Origin of the sequence: Mesonia sp. K7, assembly GCF_003233725.1 — a bacterium.
GTDB lineage: Bacteria > Bacteroidota > Bacteroidia > Flavobacteriales > Flavobacteriaceae > Mesonia.
The window spans coordinates 1-17,806 of the sequence record NZ_QKQV01000005.1; the positions used below are offsets into that span (position 1 = coordinate 1).

General features: G+C 36.1%; 17 protein-coding genes. 13 read left to right on the plus strand and 4 right to left on the minus strand.

Annotated elements, in window-relative coordinates; genetic code table 11:
- Positions 1-298: 298 nt before the first annotated feature.
- The 13 genes from rplM to DNG35_RS04955 all read left to right on the plus strand — a co-directional run bounded on the left by rplM (position 299) and on the right by DNG35_RS04955 (position 15,480).
- A complete protein-coding gene (rplM, locus tag DNG35_RS04895; RefSeq protein ID WP_111126784.1) occupies positions 299-754 on the plus strand; it encodes a 50S ribosomal protein L13 in 456 nt (151 codons plus the stop codon).
- Positions 755-1,141 carry a 30S ribosomal protein S9 gene (gene rpsI, locus DNG35_RS04900; RefSeq protein ID WP_111126647.1) on the plus strand — a complete coding sequence of 129 codons (387 nt, stop codon included), beginning with the start codon at positions 755-757 and terminating at the stop codon, positions 1,139-1,141. It abuts the gene before it with no gap.
- 158 nt (positions 1,142-1,299) lie between these two features.
- Positions 1,300-2,187 carry a 30S ribosomal protein S2 gene (gene rpsB / locus DNG35_RS04905; protein ID WP_111126648.1) on the plus strand — a complete coding sequence of 296 codons (888 nt, stop codon included), beginning with the start codon at positions 1,300-1,302 and terminating at the stop codon, positions 2,185-2,187.
- 103 nt (positions 2,188-2,290) lie between these two features.
- Positions 2,291-3,112, plus strand: coding sequence for a translation elongation factor Ts (tsf, locus tag DNG35_RS04910; protein ID WP_111126649.1), 822 nt, complete (start codon positions 2,291-2,293; stop codon positions 3,110-3,112).
- 142 nt (positions 3,113-3,254) lie between these two features.
- Positions 3,255-3,827, plus strand: coding sequence for a hypothetical protein (locus tag DNG35_RS04915; RefSeq protein WP_111126650.1), 573 nt, complete (start codon positions 3,255-3,257; stop codon positions 3,825-3,827).
- A 4-nt stretch (positions 3,828-3,831) separates the two neighbouring features.
- Positions 3,832-5,247, plus strand: coding sequence for a flotillin family protein (locus tag DNG35_RS04920; RefSeq protein WP_111126651.1), 1,416 nt, complete (start codon positions 3,832-3,834; stop codon positions 5,245-5,247).
- A 97-nt stretch (positions 5,248-5,344) separates the two neighbouring features.
- Complete coding sequence (gene pyrH, locus DNG35_RS04925; RefSeq protein ID WP_111126652.1) at positions 5,345-6,052, plus strand: UMP kinase; 708 nt, start codon at positions 5,345-5,347, stop codon at positions 6,050-6,052.
- Between the two features lie 8 nt (positions 6,053-6,060).
- Positions 6,061-6,615, plus strand: a complete 555-nt coding sequence (gene frr / locus DNG35_RS04930) for a ribosome recycling factor (RefSeq protein WP_111126653.1) — start codon at positions 6,061-6,063, stop codon at positions 6,613-6,615.
- An 87-nt stretch (positions 6,616-6,702) separates the two neighbouring features.
- The gene (locus DNG35_RS04935; RefSeq protein ID WP_111126654.1) at positions 6,703-9,138 is read left to right on the plus strand and encodes a DUF5686 family protein; all 2,436 of its coding nucleotides are present in this window, start codon (positions 6,703-6,705) and stop codon (positions 9,136-9,138) included.
- 60 nt (positions 9,139-9,198) lie between these two features.
- Entirely contained in the window at positions 9,199-11,601 is a 2,403-nt protein-coding gene (locus tag DNG35_RS04940) for an RND family transporter (protein WP_111126655.1), read from the plus strand.
- Positions 11,602-11,690: 89 nt separating this feature from the next.
- Positions 11,691-13,133, plus strand: coding sequence for an asparagine--tRNA ligase (gene asnS, locus DNG35_RS04945; RefSeq protein ID WP_111126656.1), 1,443 nt, complete (start codon positions 11,691-11,693; stop codon positions 13,131-13,133).
- A gap of 279 nt (positions 13,134-13,412) precedes the next feature.
- On the plus strand, positions 13,413-14,873 hold the full coding sequence (rpoN, locus tag DNG35_RS04950; protein WP_111126657.1) for an RNA polymerase factor sigma-54: 1,461 nt from the start codon (positions 13,413-13,415) through the stop codon (positions 14,871-14,873).
- A gap of 4 nt (positions 14,874-14,877) precedes the next feature.
- Positions 14,878-15,480: a hypothetical protein gene (locus tag DNG35_RS04955; protein ID WP_111126658.1), complete on the plus strand. Its 603-nt coding sequence runs from the start codon at positions 14,878-14,880 to the stop codon at positions 15,478-15,480.
- Here DNG35_RS04955 and DNG35_RS04960 read toward each other — a convergent pair.
- The 4 genes from DNG35_RS04960 to DNG35_RS04975 form a co-directional block, all read right to left on the minus strand.
- On the minus strand, positions 15,477-16,196 hold the full coding sequence (locus DNG35_RS04960) for a porin family protein (protein WP_111126659.1): 720 nt from the start codon (positions 16,194-16,196) through the stop codon (positions 15,477-15,479). The genes DNG35_RS04955 and DNG35_RS04960 overlap by 4 nt on opposite strands.
- Before the next feature lie 80 nt (positions 16,197-16,276).
- A complete protein-coding gene (locus DNG35_RS04965; protein ID WP_111126660.1) occupies positions 16,277-16,759 on the minus strand; it encodes a biopolymer transporter ExbD in 483 nt (160 codons plus the stop codon).
- A 12-nt stretch (positions 16,760-16,771) separates the two neighbouring features.
- On the minus strand, positions 16,772-17,371 hold the full coding sequence (locus tag DNG35_RS04970; protein WP_111126661.1) for a biopolymer transporter ExbD: 600 nt from the start codon (positions 17,369-17,371) through the stop codon (positions 16,772-16,774).
- Between the two features lie 6 nt (positions 17,372-17,377).
- Positions 17,378-17,782 carry a hypothetical protein gene (locus tag DNG35_RS04975; protein ID WP_233494457.1) on the minus strand — a complete coding sequence of 135 codons (405 nt, stop codon included), beginning with the start codon at positions 17,780-17,782 and terminating at the stop codon, positions 17,378-17,380.
- Positions 17,783-17,806 lie beyond the last annotated feature (24 nt).

Below are 17,806 nucleotides of genomic sequence, written 5' to 3' on the forward strand. Positions count from 1 at the left end.
TTTCATCAAAAAACAATTACTATTTTTAATAATGAAATAAATGTTTAATAACGGTCAACTCTATTCAGGGAAGTTCAACATTGAAAAATTATATGGTAACCAAAACTCAACTATCGTAATATTTCAATTAACGATTAACAAAAAATCAAATAACTATAACTCCTAATCCGCTGAAAGCGAAAAAGTTTACGAAAAATAAGTTGACTTCTCTTGCTAAATAAATTATTAATTGTATTTTTGCACCCCGATTTCCCCTTTGGGAAAGGGAAAGGAATGTTTAATTATAAAATTTTTTAGTGTGGACACATTAAGTTACAAGACTGTATCGGCCAACAAAAACACCGTTAATAAAGAATGGGTAGTTCTTGATGCCGAAGGTCAATCGCTTGGTCGTCTTGCTTCTATCGCTGCAAAGCTTATCAGAGGTAAGTACAAACCAGACTTCACCCCACACGTTGATTGTGGCGATAACGTCATTGTTATCAATGCAGAAAAAATCAACTTAACTGGTAAAAAGTGGGATGCAAAAGAGTACATCCGTCACACAGGTTATCCGGGTGGACAAAGAAGTTTAACAGCACAAGAGTTATTCTCTAAAGACCCTGTTAGACTTATCGAAAAATCAGTAAAAGGGATGCTTCCTAAAAACCGTTTAGGTTCAGCTCTTTTCAAAAATTTAAAGGTTTACGTTGGTGAGAATCATGATCACGCTGCGCAAAAACCAAAAAGTATTAACCTAAACGAACTTGTGTAAATGGAGACAATTCACAAAATTGGTCGTAGAAAGACTGCTGTTGCTCGTGTATATCTTAAAGATGGAAAAGGAGATATCACTATAAACAAAAAGAACTTAAACGACTATTTCACAACGGCACCGCTTCAGTACAAAGTAAACCAAGCTTTAATGCTTACCGGTAACGAAGAAAACTTCGATATCAACGTGAGTGTTTACGGTGGCGGGATTACTGGTCAAGCAGAAGCTGTACGCCTTGCAATTTCGAGAGCAATGTGTGAGATAGACGCAGAGAACAGATTAACCTTAAAACCAGAAGGTTTATTAACAAGAGACCCAAGAATGGTAGAGCGTAAGAAATTCGGTCAGAAGAAAGCTCGTAAGAAATTCCAGTTCTCTAAACGTTAATTTTATTGGAAGTTTTTTCCAATACAAACAATTATTAAAAAAGTATTTGTTGTTATTCGTTAGTGATAACGAAGTTAGTTTAGCATCTAAATAGGCAAGGCCGAAAACAAATCGCCACTTGTTTATTGCTATCTCAACAGAACGTAAACTATTACAAAATGGCAAAAAAAGTAGAAGTAAAAGAATTATTAGACGCAGGTGTTCACTTCGGGCACTTGACTAGAAGATGGAATCCAAACATGGCTCCTTACATTTATATGGAGCGTAACGGTATTCACATCATCAACTTATACAAGAGTGCTGCAAAAATGCAAGAAACTGCAGAAGCACTTAGCAAAATAGCTGCAAGCGGAAGAAAAATCTTATTTGTAGCGACCAAAAAACAAGCAAAAGAAATTGTTGCTGAAGAAGCAAGCAGAGCTAACATGCCATACATCACAGAGCGTTGGCCAGGTGGTATGCTTACCAATTTCGTTACGATTAGAAAAGCGGTTAAGAAAATGGCTGCTGTAGATCGTATGAAAAAAGACGGAACTTTTAACTCGCTATCTAAAAAAGAGCGTTTGCAAGTAGACCGTATGAGAGCTAAGTTAGAGAAAAACTTAGGTTCTATCGTAGATATGACTCGTTTACCAGGAGCCTTATTTGTGGTAGATACAACTCGTGAGCACATCGCTATTAAAGAAGCACAAAAATTAAACATTCCTATTTTTGCAATGGTCGATACCAACTCAGACCCACGTGAAGTAGATTTTGTTATCCCTGCAAATGATGACGCTTCTAAGTCTATCAAAAAAGTAATTTCTTACGTTTCTGACGCTATCGTAGAAGGTTTATCAGAAAGAGGTTCAGAAAAAGAATCTAAAAAAGAAGAAGGTACAGAAAGTAAAAAGACAAAAGCTGCAAAGCCAAAGAAAAAAGCTGAAGTCGAAGTCCCTTCTACTGATAAAGAAGATGTTGAAGCAATGAAAGAAGCTAAAAACGAAAAGGTAGTACAATCTAAAGAAGAAACCTTAGACAAAGCTTTAGATAAGGACAAGGAATAAAATAACAATTTCGTAAAACAATAGAGATAAGTCGTTTGGTTTTTTGTCATATCATTAATCACTGAACGACTTATCTTTTTTTAAAATTAAAATTCAAAAGAAAATGAAAATAACTGCTGCAGAAGTAAATAAACTAAGACAAACCACTGGTGCTGGTATGATGGACTGTAAAAAAGCATTGGTAGAAGCAGAAGGAGATTTTGATAAAGCGATCGAAATTCTTCGTAAAAAAGGACAAAAAGTAGCTGCCAAAAGAGCAGACAGAGAGTCTTCTGAAGGTGCTGCAATTGCTAAAGTAAACTCAAGTCACAACAAAGGAGCTATCATTTCGCTTAACTGCGAAACCGATTTCGTTGCTAAAAATGATGATTTCATCAAATTGGCTAATGATTTTGCTAATATGGCTCTTAACTGTAATAGCAAAGAAGAATTATTAGCTGCAGATTACAAAGGTATTACCGTTGCCGATAAGCTTACTGAGCAAACAGGTGTGATTGGCGAAAAAATAGAAATAGGGGCTTTCAAAACTTTAGAAGCTCCTTTCGTAGGTTCTTACATTCACGCTGGTAATAAAATTGCTGTTTTAACTGGTCTTTCTTCAAATGGCGATCAAGCTGAAGAAGTAGCTAAAGATGTGGCTATGCAAGCTGCAGCGATGAATCCAGTTGCCTTAGACGAAAATGGTGTAGATCAAGAAATCATCAACAAAGAGATTGAGATTGCAAAAGACCAATTACGTCAAGAAGGAAAGCCTGAAAACATGTTGGATAACATTGCTCAAGGTAAAATCAAACGTTACTTTAAAGACAATACATTGGTTAACCAAGCTTTTATAAAAGATAACCAAAAGACGGTTGCACAACACGTACAAACGTTAGGTAATGACGTAAAGGTTGTAGGTTTCGAAAGAGTTGCTTTAGGGTAATTTTAAAAGAAATAACATTTTTCAGAAAACGCTTCCGAAATATCGGAAGCGTTTTTTTTACAAAAACCGCATTATCACTGCATTAATCATATTTTATTTCAAAAAAATAACTATATTTCACCACAATAAAAACCATTAAATCATGCTAGACTGGTACTCAAGTTTAGATTTAATTGCCAAAATATATTGGACAATTGCTATTGTTGGCTCTCTATTATTTATCTTACAATTAACCTTAAGCTTTGTCGGTGGTGAAATAGAAACTTCCGATGTTGATACAGATGTCGAGTCTGACACAGGAATTGGTTTTCAGTTTATCACTTTTAAAAACCTGGTGGGATTCTTTACTATTTTTGGGTGGACTGGAATAGCTTGTATAGATGCCAGATTATCAATACCAATAACTATTGTCATTTCATTTATTTCTGGTCTGGCAATGATGTTAATAATGGCTGCCATGTTTCATTACATGCGAAAACTCAACGACAGTGGTACTTTAGACTACAAAAACGCACTTGAAGCTATTGGTGAAGTTTACCTAACGATTGGTGCCAATCGTTCTAAAATAGGGAAAGCTCAAATAAAAATTCAAGGCACACTTCGTGAGTTAGATGCACTTACAGATAATGAGAACGAATTAAAATCTGGCACACTTATAAAAGTAATTGATGTCACTTCCAACGGAATTTTAATTGTAGAAAAACTAAATAATTAAACCTATGTCAACCATTTTCCTTCAATCAAGTTCGCTTGGTTACCCTCTGGCAATTATTTTTGCTGTTTTATTTGTCTTTTTATTTTTAGTTGTCTTAATACGCCGTTATAAAAGATGTCCCTCGGATAGAATCTTGGTGGTTTACGGAAAAGTTGGCGGCGGACAATCTGCAAAATGTATTCACGGTGGAGCAGCATTTATCATGCCCGTTATTCAAGATTATGAATATTTAGATCTGACGCCAATTTCGATTGAAGTAAACCTAGTGAATGCCCTATCGAAGCAAAATATTCGTGTAAACGTTCCTTCTCGATTTACCATTGGTGTTTCTACTGAACCAGGTGTGATGCAAAATGCTGCAGAACGTTTGTTAGGTTTAGGTTTAACCGAAATTCAAGAATTGGCAAAAGAAATTATTTTCGGTCAGTTGCGTTTGGTAGTAGCTTCGATGGATATTGAAGAAATTAATGCAGACAGAGATAAATTTTTGGCAAATATTTCGCAATCGGTAGAAAGTGAACTTAAAAAAGTAGGTTTAAAACTCATCAACGTAAACATTACCGATATTGTTGACGAATCGGGTTATATCGAAGCACTTGGTAAAGAGGCCGCTGCTCACGCAATAAACGCCGCAAGAAAATCGGTTGCAGAAAAAAACAGAGACGGTTCTATTGGTGAAGCAAACGCAGTTCAAGACCAAAGAACACAAGTTGCTGCTGCAGACGCCAAAGCAGTAGAAGGTGAAAACCGAGCAAAAATTGAAGTTGCTAATTCTAATGCTGAAAGAAGACAACGCGAAGCAGAAGCAGAAAGATTAGCAGCAGCATCAGAGAAAGTACAAGCGGCAAAAGCTTTAGAAGAATCTTATGCAGCAGAACGCGAAGCAGAAATGGCGAGAGCAGAACGTGAGCGGTCTTCTCAAATGGCAGATATTATTGTTCCAGCAGAAATAGATAAAAACAAAGTAGAAATAGATGCTGAAGCGGAAGCAGAACAAACCAGAAGAAGAGCTCGAGGGGAAGCTGATGCCATTTTGTTTAAAGCACAAGCAGAAGCACAAGGTATTTATGAGATTTTAACCAAACAAGCAAGAGGTTTAGAAGAAATTGTAAAAGCAGCTAATAGTGACCCGAAAGATGCTGTCTTATTACTCATTGCAGATAAACTACCAGAATTGGTAAAAACACAAGCCGAAGCGATTAAGAATATTAAAATCGATAAAGTCACAGTTTGGGATAACGGTAAAACCCAAGACGGTAAAACTTCAACCGCCAATTTCTTATCTGGAATGTATCAATCGGTACCACCGTTACAAGAAATGTTTAATATGGCAGGAATGAACTTACCTGAATATTTAAAAGGAAAAGATGTAAAAGAAAGTTCGCCTGAAGAAAAAGACTCTGATAACTCTGAAAAATAAATAAAAAAACGCTTCCGAAATATCGGAAGCGTTTTTTTATCCAACACTTTCACAAATTAGCTTTTTCATTATATTTGCACAACTTAGCTCACAAAACATGTCATACAAACGAATACTTTTAAAACTTTCTGGAGAAGCCTTAATGGGCAATCGCCAATACGGTATCGATCCAGAACGATTAGCTGAATACGCTAAAGAAATAAAAACCGTAACTGACAAAGGCATCGAAGTTGCTATTGTAATCGGTGGCGGAAATATTTTTAGAGGTGTAGCTGGTGCCAGCAAAGGTATGGATCGCGTTCAAGGCGACCATATGGGAATGTTAGCAACAGTCATCAATGGGTTGGCGTTGCAAAGCGCATGTGAAGATATGGGCATTCAGACAAGATTGCAAACAGCCATCAAAATCAATGAAGTAGCCGAACCTTTTATCCGCCGTAAGGCAATGAGACATCTAGAGAAAGGTCGTGTCGTTATTTTTGGTGGAGGAACCGGAAACCCTTATTTCACCACAGACTCTGCAGCAGTCTTAAGAGCTATCGAAATTCAGGCTGATGTCATTTTAAAAGGAACTCGTGTAGATGGAATTTATACGGCAGATCCTGAAAAAGACAAAGCAGCCACCAAGTTTGAAGATATTAGTTTTGACGATGTTTTAAAACGTGGATTAAAAGTAATGGACAGTACCGCTTTTACGTTAAGCCAAGAGAACGAACTACCAATTATCGTTTTTGATATGAACAAGCCAGGTAACTTACTAAAAGTAGTGTCTGGAGAAAAAATAGGTACCAAAGTAAATTTATAAAACTCACGATCATGGAAGAAATCAATTTTATATTAGAGTCTACCGAAGAAGCCATGCAAAATGCCATCAAGCATTTAGAAAAAGAATTATTGAAAATACGTGCAGGAAAAGCAAGTCCGTCAATGGTTGGTTCTGTAAAAGTAGATTATTACGGAGCATTAACACCGCTCAACCAAGTGGCAAATGTATCTACGCCAGATGCCAGGACGATTTCTATTCAACCTTATGAAAAATCATTTATTGGTGAAATTGAGAAAGCCATTTTAAATGCAAACTTAGGCTTCAATCCCATGAATAATGGTGAAAGCGTGATTATAAATGTTCCGCCACTTACCGAAGAACGCCGTAGAGAATTGGCAAAACAAGTAAAAGCGCAAGCGGAAGATGCTAAAGTGGGCGTTAGAAACGATAGAAAAAATGCCAATAACGACTTAAAAAAATTAGACATTTCTGAAGATTTATTGAGCAACGCCGAAACAGATGTACAAACCTTAACTGATAAGTACATTAATAAAATAGATGAAGTTTATCACCATAAGGAAAAAGAAATCATGACGGTTTAACCAGTGATTTTTTCCTAAAATTTATTTAAGAGCGGCACTATTGTCGCTTTTTTTAATTTTCTTGCAGTCTTAATCGAACCAAAGATAATGCACCATAAACATCAGCTAACTTTATTCCTTCTTTTTTTTTGCAGTTTGATACATGCACAAAAAACGATTTATGGTAAAGTTATCGATGAAGAGCTCAAAGAGCCTTTGCCTTATGCCAATGTTTTTGTAGGTGACGGAAACAACAGTACACTTACGGATATAGATGGTAGTTTTCAATTGAGTGTAAGTGATTCTACCACTCATTTTGTAGTGAGCTATATTGGATATCAAAAAAAGACTATTTCTATAGGCGAATCCAATTTTTATGAAATCACCTTAAAGCCTCGTATTGAACAGTTAAACGATGTCGTTCTAAACAATACGAGTGATTTAGCCAATAAGATTATCAGAAAAGCGATTTACTACAAACAAAAAAACGATCCAGATAATAAGTTTAAAACGTACACTTACCGAAGCTATAATAAACTCATTATCGACGACCAGAAACGTCTTTTAAATGTAAGATTAGACACGACACAAACTTCCGTAGAAACCATTATAACTGAAGGCAGAGCTTATTTAAGCGAGCAAATAAGTGACTTTTCATACAGCAAAGAATACGGGCAAAAAGAAAATATTGTCGCCACACGAACAGCTGGTTTTAAAAAACCTGTTTATGAATTACTGGCAATGAAAGTACAATCTAACACTTGGTATAAAGAAGAATATGTGGTCTTTGGAAATGAATATGCAGGACCACTTTCTCAATACCCGTTTAATAATTACACCTATAAAGTTTTAGACACTACAAAAACCAATCGCCCTGCGTTTGTGATTTATTTTCAGCCTAGACGACAAAAAAAAGTTGCTGCTTTAGAAGGTGTTTTGTATATCGACACACTAAACTACGGTTTACAAAAAGCAGTTGGGCAACTTAAAGGTGAAGTAGACATCAATGCTACACAGGAATTTACTTTTTACGAGCGAGAAAACATCTGGTTTCCACAACGGCATACCGTAACTTTAAAACCGGGAAGCACAGGCAAAAAAGTTTCTATTTTTGGCGGAAACATTTCCTTGGGAAGTTTACCAGAAGGGGAAGATGACCCAAATTTATTTTTACGATCAACGACTATCAACAAAGACATTTTTTTTAATCCTGTTTTGACCGAAGAAATCGATAAAAGCGCAATTACCTTAGATCCAAATGCTTTAAGTCAAACTGAAGATTTTTGGGAAGAAAATAGAATGATTCCCTTTACCGAAAGAGACCAAAACTCATTTGAAGAAATAGACAGTATTATCACCCAGGAACGCATCAACAGAAAACTCGACGTCCGGCATAATTTCAACATTGGGTATTATCCTATTGGGTTTTGGAACCTTGATTTAAGAAGTATTTTTAAATACAACGATTATGAGGGAATCCGTTTGGGCGCTGGCGGAATTACCAACGAAAAGTTCTCTGAAAAATTCCGTGTCAACGGGTTTTTGATGTATGGCTTTAAAGACAATGCTTTTAAGTATAATATTGGTAGCGGACTTGCACTGCGGCGCGAGTCGAACACTTGGCTGAATTTGGGCTACACTAAAGACATTCAAGAAGTGGGAAGTTATTTTTATGTCACTGATGCTCGTGAGTATACATTGTTTGAACCACGACTGGTCAACATCAATTTTTATTACAAACACCGGACATATAAAGCCAGTTTACAGCACAATTTTTTCCCTAAATTAACCTCAGAATTTCAGTTGGCATCTAGTAAAATAGAACAAACCGGACCTTATCGCTTTGTTTACAACAATGAAGTTCTAGATCGTTATGATATTACAGAAGCTTCAGCAAGTTTTCGTTGGAGTCCTTTTAGTCAGTTTTTAAAATCTCCTGATAAAATTATCGAAGTTGATGTAGGCTACCCTAAATTTTCGTTTCAGTTTTCACAAGCCATTCCACATGTTTTAGACGGAGATTTCTCGTACACCAAATTGGGCGCAAGAGTGATGTACAACATCCATAGAATTACCCAAAACAATACCGAGATTATTGCCGAAGTAAATTACGTAAGAGGAGAAATTCCGTTAACACACGCTTTTCACGCCTATCCGAACAACCCAACGAAAGATGAACTCTTACAACGCTTTTCCATTGCTGGGCGAAGAACTTTTGAAACCATGTATTTTGGCGAATTTTTTAGTGATAAATTGGCCACTATTCAAGCAAAACATAGGCTACGACCTCTCCATATCTCTAGACGTGTACAACCCGAAATTGTGTTTGTAACGCGCCATGCCATTGGCGATATGGATGATATCGAAAATCATCAAGGTGTTGGTTTCCAGTCACTAAAACACGGTTACAACGAAGCTGCTTTAGAAATCAATAAAATCTTTTTTGGCTTCGGACTTAATTTTGCGTATCGCTATGGTGCATATTATTTGCCGCAATTTGAAGATAACCTTTCTTTAAAATTCTCTTTTTATTTTCAGCTTTAGACTAAAAACTAATGATTTATTGCTAAGCATTTTATACCTTTGCACGCCTAAATTTATGCCATGCAAAAGTTGTTTAGTTTTGGTTTTTGGAATGTTATCGCAAGAGTAATTCTTAGAAACAGAATTTTATTCTTAGGTATTATCGCAGCGATTACTGTTTTTCTTGCATTTCAGTGGGAAAACATGCGTTTTTCTTATACCGAAGCTAACCTCCTACCCGATCATCATCCTGTAAATATTGAGTATAACAATTTTTTGGACAAGTTTGGTGACGAAGGAAATTTGTTGGTCATTGCAACAAATGATAAGGCTGTTTTTACTTCAGAAAAGTTTGATCAATGGATTGAATTATCTAAAAAATTAGACACTTTTGAGGAAGTTGAACATACGATTGGTATTCATAACCTTAAGACACTACAAAAATACCAAGATCCAAACCGTTTTGAGCTTACCGAAATAGAAGATTCTTTAGGGAACCCACTATCACCGAAAGAACTTAAAAACGAAATTTTTGAGAACCTACCTTTTTATGAAGGCCTGATATACAGTAAAAAATCAAACACCATACAAACCGGGGTTTATATCGATAAAGATATCCTCAACTCTAAAAAAAGAAAAGAGTTTATTCTCAATAAGCTTCAGCCAATTTTAGACGAGTTTAAAACCAATAACAATATCGAGATTCACGTTTCTGGAATGCCCTATATCAGAACACTCAACTCACAGAACATTATCGATGAGATTGGACTTTTTGTTGGAGCTGCTTTGTTGGTGACTTCGCTTATTTTCTTTTTCTTTTTCCGATCGGTTAGAGCTACTATGATTTCGATGTTTACGGTCATTATTGGGGTCATGTGGGCGTTTGGCTTTTTAGGGTTATTTGAATTTGAAATTACGGTCTTAACAGCCATAATCCCTCCACTCATTATCGTGATTGGGATTCCTAACTGTATTTTCTTGATCAACAAGTACCAGCAGGAAATAAAAAATCACGGAAACCAAGCCAAATCTTTACAACGTGTAATTACTAAAGTTGGAAATGCTACCTTGATGACCAACATTACTACAGCTTCTGGTTTTGCCACATTTATCATCACTGAAAGCACTTTGTTGAAAGAGTTTGGTGTGATTGCTTCCATTAATATTGTAGCGATTTTTATCTTGAGTTTATTCCTTATTCCTATTATTTATAGCTTTCTGGCACCTCCAAAAGAGCGACACCTTAAACATCTCGGGAAAACTTGGATAGAAAATTTTGTGAATTGGATTGTGCAAACCGTAAAAAACAGACGAATAGCCATTTATATTTCTTCACTAGTTTTACTGGTCGCAAGTATTATTGGTATTTATATGATTCGCGTATCAGGAAGTTTGCTGGACGACATGCCAAAAGATACCACATTTTTTAGGGATATCGAGTTTTTTGAAGATGAATTTAATGGTATTATGCCGCTCGAAATTCTTATCGACACCAAAAGAGAAAAAGGGGTGATGAAGCTTTCTACCATCAAAAGATTAGAACGCTTACAAGAGCTTTTTGCTGATTATCCAGAATTATCGAAGCCACTTTCGGTGGTTGAACTGGTAAAGTACAGTAAGCAAGCTTACTATAACGGCAACCCAAAATATTACCAATTACCAACTTCGCAAGAGCAAAATTTTATTCTTCCGTACTTAAAAAATATGTCTGACGGAAAAAATAGTTTACTCAATGCCTATGTAGATAGTACAGGACAATATGCCCGTATCACGGTGTTTATGAAAGATATCGGTACTGAGAAAATGGAGCGTATTGAAGATAATATATGGCCTAAAATCAATAAGATTTTCCCTGGAGAACGTTATGAAGTTTCGATGACTGGAAAAGCTTTGGTTTTTCAGAAAGGAACCAGTTATTTAGTAAAAAACCTAGTGCTTTCGCTTGGTTTGGCAATATTACTTATTGCTATTTTTATGGCTTGGATGTTCCGTTCTACCATTATGATTGTGATTTCGCTTATCCCTAACCTTTTACCGCTCATTATCACCGCCGGAATGATGGGTTATTTGGGTATTCCTATCAAGCCATCTACTATCTTGGTGTTTAGTATTGCATTTGGAATTTCGGTAGATGACACCATTCACTTTTTGGCCAAATACAGACAAGAACTCAAAGCTAGAAATTGGCGCATCAAACGTTCGGTTTATCCCGCTTTACGCGAAACAGCCGTGAGTATGTTTTACACTTCTATTGTGCTTTTCTTTGGCTTTTCGGTATTTATGATAAGTAGTTTCGGAGGAACAGTTGCACTTGGCGGACTTGTTTCTGCAACGCTGCTTTTTGCCATGCTTTCTAATTTACTGCTTTTACCTTCTCTGTTGCTTTCTCTGGAAAAAAGCGTTTCTAACCAGAAAACTTTTAAGAAACTCCATCTCGATGTGATTGGCGAAGAGGAAGAGTTTGAAGACGAGCATGAAAAATAACATCAAAAACTCAATAGATATTGTTTTTGGGCTAAGTATTTGCTAAGCTAAAAGCTAAAATTTATCTTTGTCGCTCAAAATTTATAAGAATGACACACACTAAAATTGTAGAGGTTTTAAGTTTAGATCCTGTGCTGCAGGAAGTACATATAAAAGGTTGGGTTAAGGCTTTTAGAAGCAATCGCTTTATTGCCTTAAATGACGGCTCGACGATCAACAATATACAATGTGTTGTAGATTTTGAAAATACAGACGAAGCTATCCTCAATGAGATTACGGTTGGTGCAGCCATTGCAGTAAAAGGAATTCTAAAAGAAAGCCAAGGACAAGGACAAAATGTAGAGATTGAAGTACAATCGGTTGAAATTCTGGGTAAAGCAGACCCCGAAGAAGTAAAAAAAACCATTCTTTCGCCAAAACGCCATTCCTTAGAGAAACTAAGAGAGCAAGCGCATTTGCGTGTTAGAACCAACACTTTTAGTGCTATTATGCGTGTACGTTCTAAACTCTCATTTGCAGTACATCAATATTTTCAAGAGAACGGTTTTAACTATGTCAACACACCCATAATTACCGGAAGTGATGCCGAAGGTGCAGGTGAAATGTTCAAAGTCACGAACTTCGATTTAAAAAATATTCCGCTTGACGAAAACGGAAAAATAGATTACAAAAAAGACTTTTTTGGGAAAGAAACCAATCTTACCGTAAGCGGACAGTTAGAAGGCGAGACCTACGCTTTAGGTTTAGGTCAGATTTATACATTCGGCCCTACTTTTAGAGCAGAAAATTCCAATACTTCACGTCACCTTGCCGAATTTTGGATGATTGAACCTGAAGTTGCTTTCTGCGATCTTGACGGAAATATGGATTTGGCAGAAGATTTTATTAAATATGTGATTAACTATGTGTTGGAAAACTGTGATGATGATCTAGCCTTTTTAGAAAACCGACAAGCGCAAGAAGACAAAAGTAAACCAGAAGCCGAAAGAGCTCCGATGGCTTTACGCGAAAAATTAAAATTCATCACCGAAAATAATTTTAAGCGCGTGAGCTACACCGAAGCAATAGATATTCTAAAAAATTCGAAACCCAACAAGAAAAAGAAATTCAATTATGTGATTGAGGAATGGGGTGCCGATTTACAAAGTGAGCACGAGCGTTATTTGGTAGAAAAACATTTCCAATGCCCGGTAATTTTGTTTGATTATCCAGCCAATATCAAAGCCTTTTACATGCGTCTAAACGAAGACGGAAAAACCGTGAGAGCGATGGATATCCTTTTCCCAGGAATTGGTGAGATTGTGGGTGGCTCACAGCGAGAAGAACGTCTTGAAGTACTACAAGAAAAAATGAAAGCCATCGGTATCGACGAAAAAGAACTTTGGTGGTACCTCGACACCCGTCGCTTTGGTACTTGTGTACACAGTGGTTTTGGTCTTGGTTTTGAACGCTTGGTATTGTTTGCAACGGGTATGACCAATATTCGAGATGTGATTCCTTACCCGAGAACACCACAAAATGCAGAGTTTTAAGTTTTTGCTTTCGTAAGTTCTAATTAAGTATTGTCATGCTTAATTTATTTCACAATGCTTAAAACTTGATGAGATCTTAAATAATGCAGAATGTGATTGAAAACTTGCAGGTAAAATTATTAAAGTAAGTTTTAATAGTTATCATATTAATAACTTTTAAAGTAAATATTTTATATAAGTTTTATTCCACGGAAACGAAAGAATAGGTAAGCTTAACAAAAATTTTGGGATAATAAATCTTCTGATTTCTTATTTTTGTTAGTATAATAATGACTATTTATGCTCAAACAGCAACTCAATCTTAAACTTTCGCAGAAACTCTCTCCGCAGCAAATACAGTTGATGAAACTGATACAGTTGCCCACTTTGGCTTTCGAGCAACGCGTAAAACAGGAGCTAGAAGACAATCCTGCGCTCGAAGGCGGAAAAGAAGAGACCGATAATTACGAAGACGAGTTTAAGAATGATGATTATGAGGATAACGATTCGGAAGTGATCGAAACCGATTCTGACATTGATGTAGATGAGTATTTAAGCGATGACGAAATTCCCGATTACCGTACCCAAGCCAATAATTATAGTAGTGACGATGATGAAAAAAGTATTCCGTATGCTTCGGGCACTTCATTTTCTCAGCACTTAAAAAACCAGTTACAAACTTTTCGGTTAGACGAACAAGAAAAAGAAATTGCCGAATTTTTGGTAGGAAGCGTAGACGAAAGTGGTTACATCAGACGAGCGACTGCAGATATTGTAGATGATTTGGCGTTTACCCAAAATGTTTACACTGATGTCGAAACCGTAGAAAAAGTATTCCATATTGTGCACAGGCTCGATCCTGCTGGTGTTGGCGCAAGAGATTTGCAAGAGTGTTTGCTTATACAGCTCAAGCGAAAAGAAGCAAACCCTGATCAAGAACTGGCAATAGAAATTATCGAAAAGGGGTTTGAGCAATTCAGTAAAAAGCACTACAGTAAACTTCTTGCTAAATTTGATATTACAGAAGATCAGCTACGTGATGCTATAGATGAGATTGCACACCTCAACCCAAAACCCGGAGGAAGTTATGCCGGTAACAATAAAATTGTAGAGCAGGTTATTCCCGATTTTACGATTCGTATAAAAGACGGCGAGCTAGAACTCACACTTAACGGAAGAAATGCTCCGACTATGCACGTTTCTCGTGAATACAGCAATATGCTAAAAGGCTATAAGGAAACCAACGAAAAGTCGAAGAAACAGAAAGAAGCAGTGATGTTTATCAAACAAAAGTTAGACGCTGCCAAATGGTTTATCGAAGCCATAAAACAACGCCAAGAAACGCTTTTTGTAACGATGAATGCAATTATGCACCATCAGTACGATTATTTTTTGTCTGGTGATGAAAGAGACCTCAAACCGATGATTTTAAAAGATATTGCCGATACTATCGATATGGATGTTTCTACCGTGAGTCGGGTTGCCAACAGTAAATATGTGGACACGCCTTACGGAACCAAACTCATCAAAGAGTTTTTCTCGGAATCGATGACCAACGATCAAGGCGAAGAAGTTTCTACTTTAGAGATTAAAAAGATTCTTCAAATGACCATTGAAGATGAAAACAAAAAGAAGCCACTTACCGACGAAAAACTGGCAAAGGTTTTAAAAGAAAAAGGTTATCCTATTGCGCGAAGAACTGTTGCCAAATACCGAGAACAGTTGGATATTCCTGTAGCGAGACTTCGTAAAGAAATTTAAACCAATGAATTTCTTACTCAAAATAGTTTCTTACTTATTTCATCCTTTATTGATGCCTTTATTGGCAACACTTTTCTATTTTTTCTACAGTCCGAGATTTACACCAGTACCTGTAAGGAATGCTAAAATATTAGCCATTTCTATCCTTACAATTTTTATTCCGGTGGTATTTTATTTTCTATTAAAGAACTTAAAAATCATCAACTCTCACGAGCTTACAACAGTAGCAGAAAGAAAAATTCCCTTACTCTTTTTAAGTATTATTTTATTGATCATCAATTATTTTGTCATGAAAGACCTTACGAGTTCTGAATTGTACTTCTACTTTAGGTCTTATATATATGCTGTACTTATTGCACTTTTCTTAATCTATTTTAAAGTGAAAGTAAGTTTGCACATGATGGCATTTACCGCGCTTACCAGCTTTGTGATTTTGATGAGTTACCTGTACGAAATTAACTTAGTTTATCTTATTGCTATTCTGTTTTTTGTAATGGGCTTGATTGCGAGTTCACGTTTACATTTGCAATCCCACAACCTAAGAGAAATTTTGTTGGGAATAGTTGTTGGTTTTTTACCTCAAGTAAGGATTTTTTTATATACCTAAAGTATATAAAACATAAATCCAATTTTGAGTTCGCTTAACCCAACATTTTCATTAGAATTAAGCATCTTACCGTCGATCAAATCGTTGAGACTATAATACAAATGGAAATTGTAGGTGTTGTACCCAAAAGAAAGCGTAATTCCGTAGCGAAGCTTATTCACCTCAGGAATATTGGTTTCTTTTACAGAAAAATCATCTCCTACAAAATTGGCTTTCGTATGATGAATGTATCCTAATTTTAACCCTGTGTATACTCGCCAAAACTTATAAGAAGTTGGGGTAGAATTCCGCCACCTAAACTGTATAGGAGCTTCTATTTGGTATATCGTAAAACGATTGGTATCGTATCCTCCTTCAATGGGATAAAACTGAGTTTCGTCTTGCCTTGCATCCATTATCAAATTTTGTCCGTAAGAGTTGGCAGACCAACCCAAACCAGCGGCAATAGCAATAGTTCTTCTTTCGTTTATTGGCATATCTCTCATAAAACCAATATGAAAACCTCCAGAAAAACCAGACTGTGTAATGTCGGTTGGTCGATCTAAAAGTAGATTGAACGTAAAACCTATATAAAACTGATCTTCTCTGTATTTAGTGTCGGTAATCGTGTCTAGTACCGTTTCTTTTATTTCGGTGGTGTCATTGACCTTCTCATTTTGTTGAGCTGTCGCGAAACCAAAAGAAGTCATTAGAAGAAGAAATACGAGTTTTTTCATCGTGTGAATTTAATACAAAATTAGGGCAAAAAAAAACATCCAACTTTAGTTGGATGTTTTAAATATTTATTAAAACTTATTTACTCTAAGTTTTGAGACGCTTCACCACTTCTTGTGGTATAGTTCACTCGATAAGCTTCAGCTTTACGAAGTTCATATTTGATATCAGAAACCAATCCCATATTGGTCTCACTATCTACTTTAAGCGCTGTGGTCAAAAATGGTTTTAACTCTTCACGCTTCGACTCTCTTTCTTCAATAATAAATTGCTGAATGTCTTTTAAATCGGCAAACTTATCATTCAACTGAATTCTAGCTTCTTTACCAAATTGTTTTTGGTAGCGTTCGCTAGGTTTACCAGCATAAATGTACATCACCAAATCTTTCTTTTGCAGTTTCTCTACCTGATCTGCGTAAGGTAACTCGTTTTTAATCATTAACGTGTTTTCACGCATAACCGTTGCCACCATAAAAAAGAATAGTAACATAAATACGATATCTGGTAAAGATGCTGTTGAAATAGCTGGCAGTTCGCCTCCTTTTTTCTTTTTAAATTTAGACATAGTCTTTAGGTTTTATTCTCTTTCTTTAGGCTCTGCTTCAGAAAGATTTAACGGATACATTTCTCTTATCGTCTTGATATCTTCTTCTAGTTTGCTTATACTTCCTCTAAAATCTGGATTGTTGAAATCGTTTTCCATTTCTGTAAAAGATTTACCAAACAGCTTTTTTGCCTCACGGTTTCTTAAGAAGTTATACGCTGCAACCAATTCGTTTTGTACAGCGATATAAGCTCCGTACTCGGTTTCTCTATCATGCTGAAGAGAGACAACCGCTTTTTGAGGATTATCTGAAGAAGCAGGATCACCACTACCTTGACAATAGTTACAACCTTCTCCACCATTATCGATAAAGTCTATAGCTGCTTGACGAAGATCTTTCAACTCCATGATTTCATCTTCTACCAATAGTTCTTGGTTTTGATTCATCAACACAATAAAAACATTTTTTTGCTTAAATTCTGGTGGGTTTTCAATTTCTTCTATTGGCGGCAATTTACTATTGATACCAGAGTCGGTTTCAATGGTAGTTGTCACCAAGAAAAAGATAAGCAGCAAGAAAGCAATATCTGCCATCGATCCTGCATTTACTTCTGGTGCATTTCTTCTTGCCATATTATTTTATTTAGAAAGTTTTTTAACTCCAGAGAAAATCATTGCTCCAATAGCAATTGCTGCTAAAAAGTAAAATGTTCTTAATCCTGCTCCAATCCATTTAGACTCTCCAACGGTAAGTGTATCTCCGTTATTAAGCACAACTTCTGTACCAGATGACATAAAATAGGCAATAAGGACTATGGCTGCGAAGACACCTACAGAAATAAGTGTTTTTTTGATATCTCCTTTTAGTAAATCTCTAATCACAAAAATTAGAACTAAAAAGAGGATAAGTCCAAACACGATATAAGTAATCGTTAACATTGGTGCAATAAGCGATACATTATCTGATATAAATAACCATATACCTAAAACCAATGCAACAACCCCTATAATAATAGCAAGTATTTTTAATGCTTTATGTAACATAATTATTATTTTTTTAGGGTTATT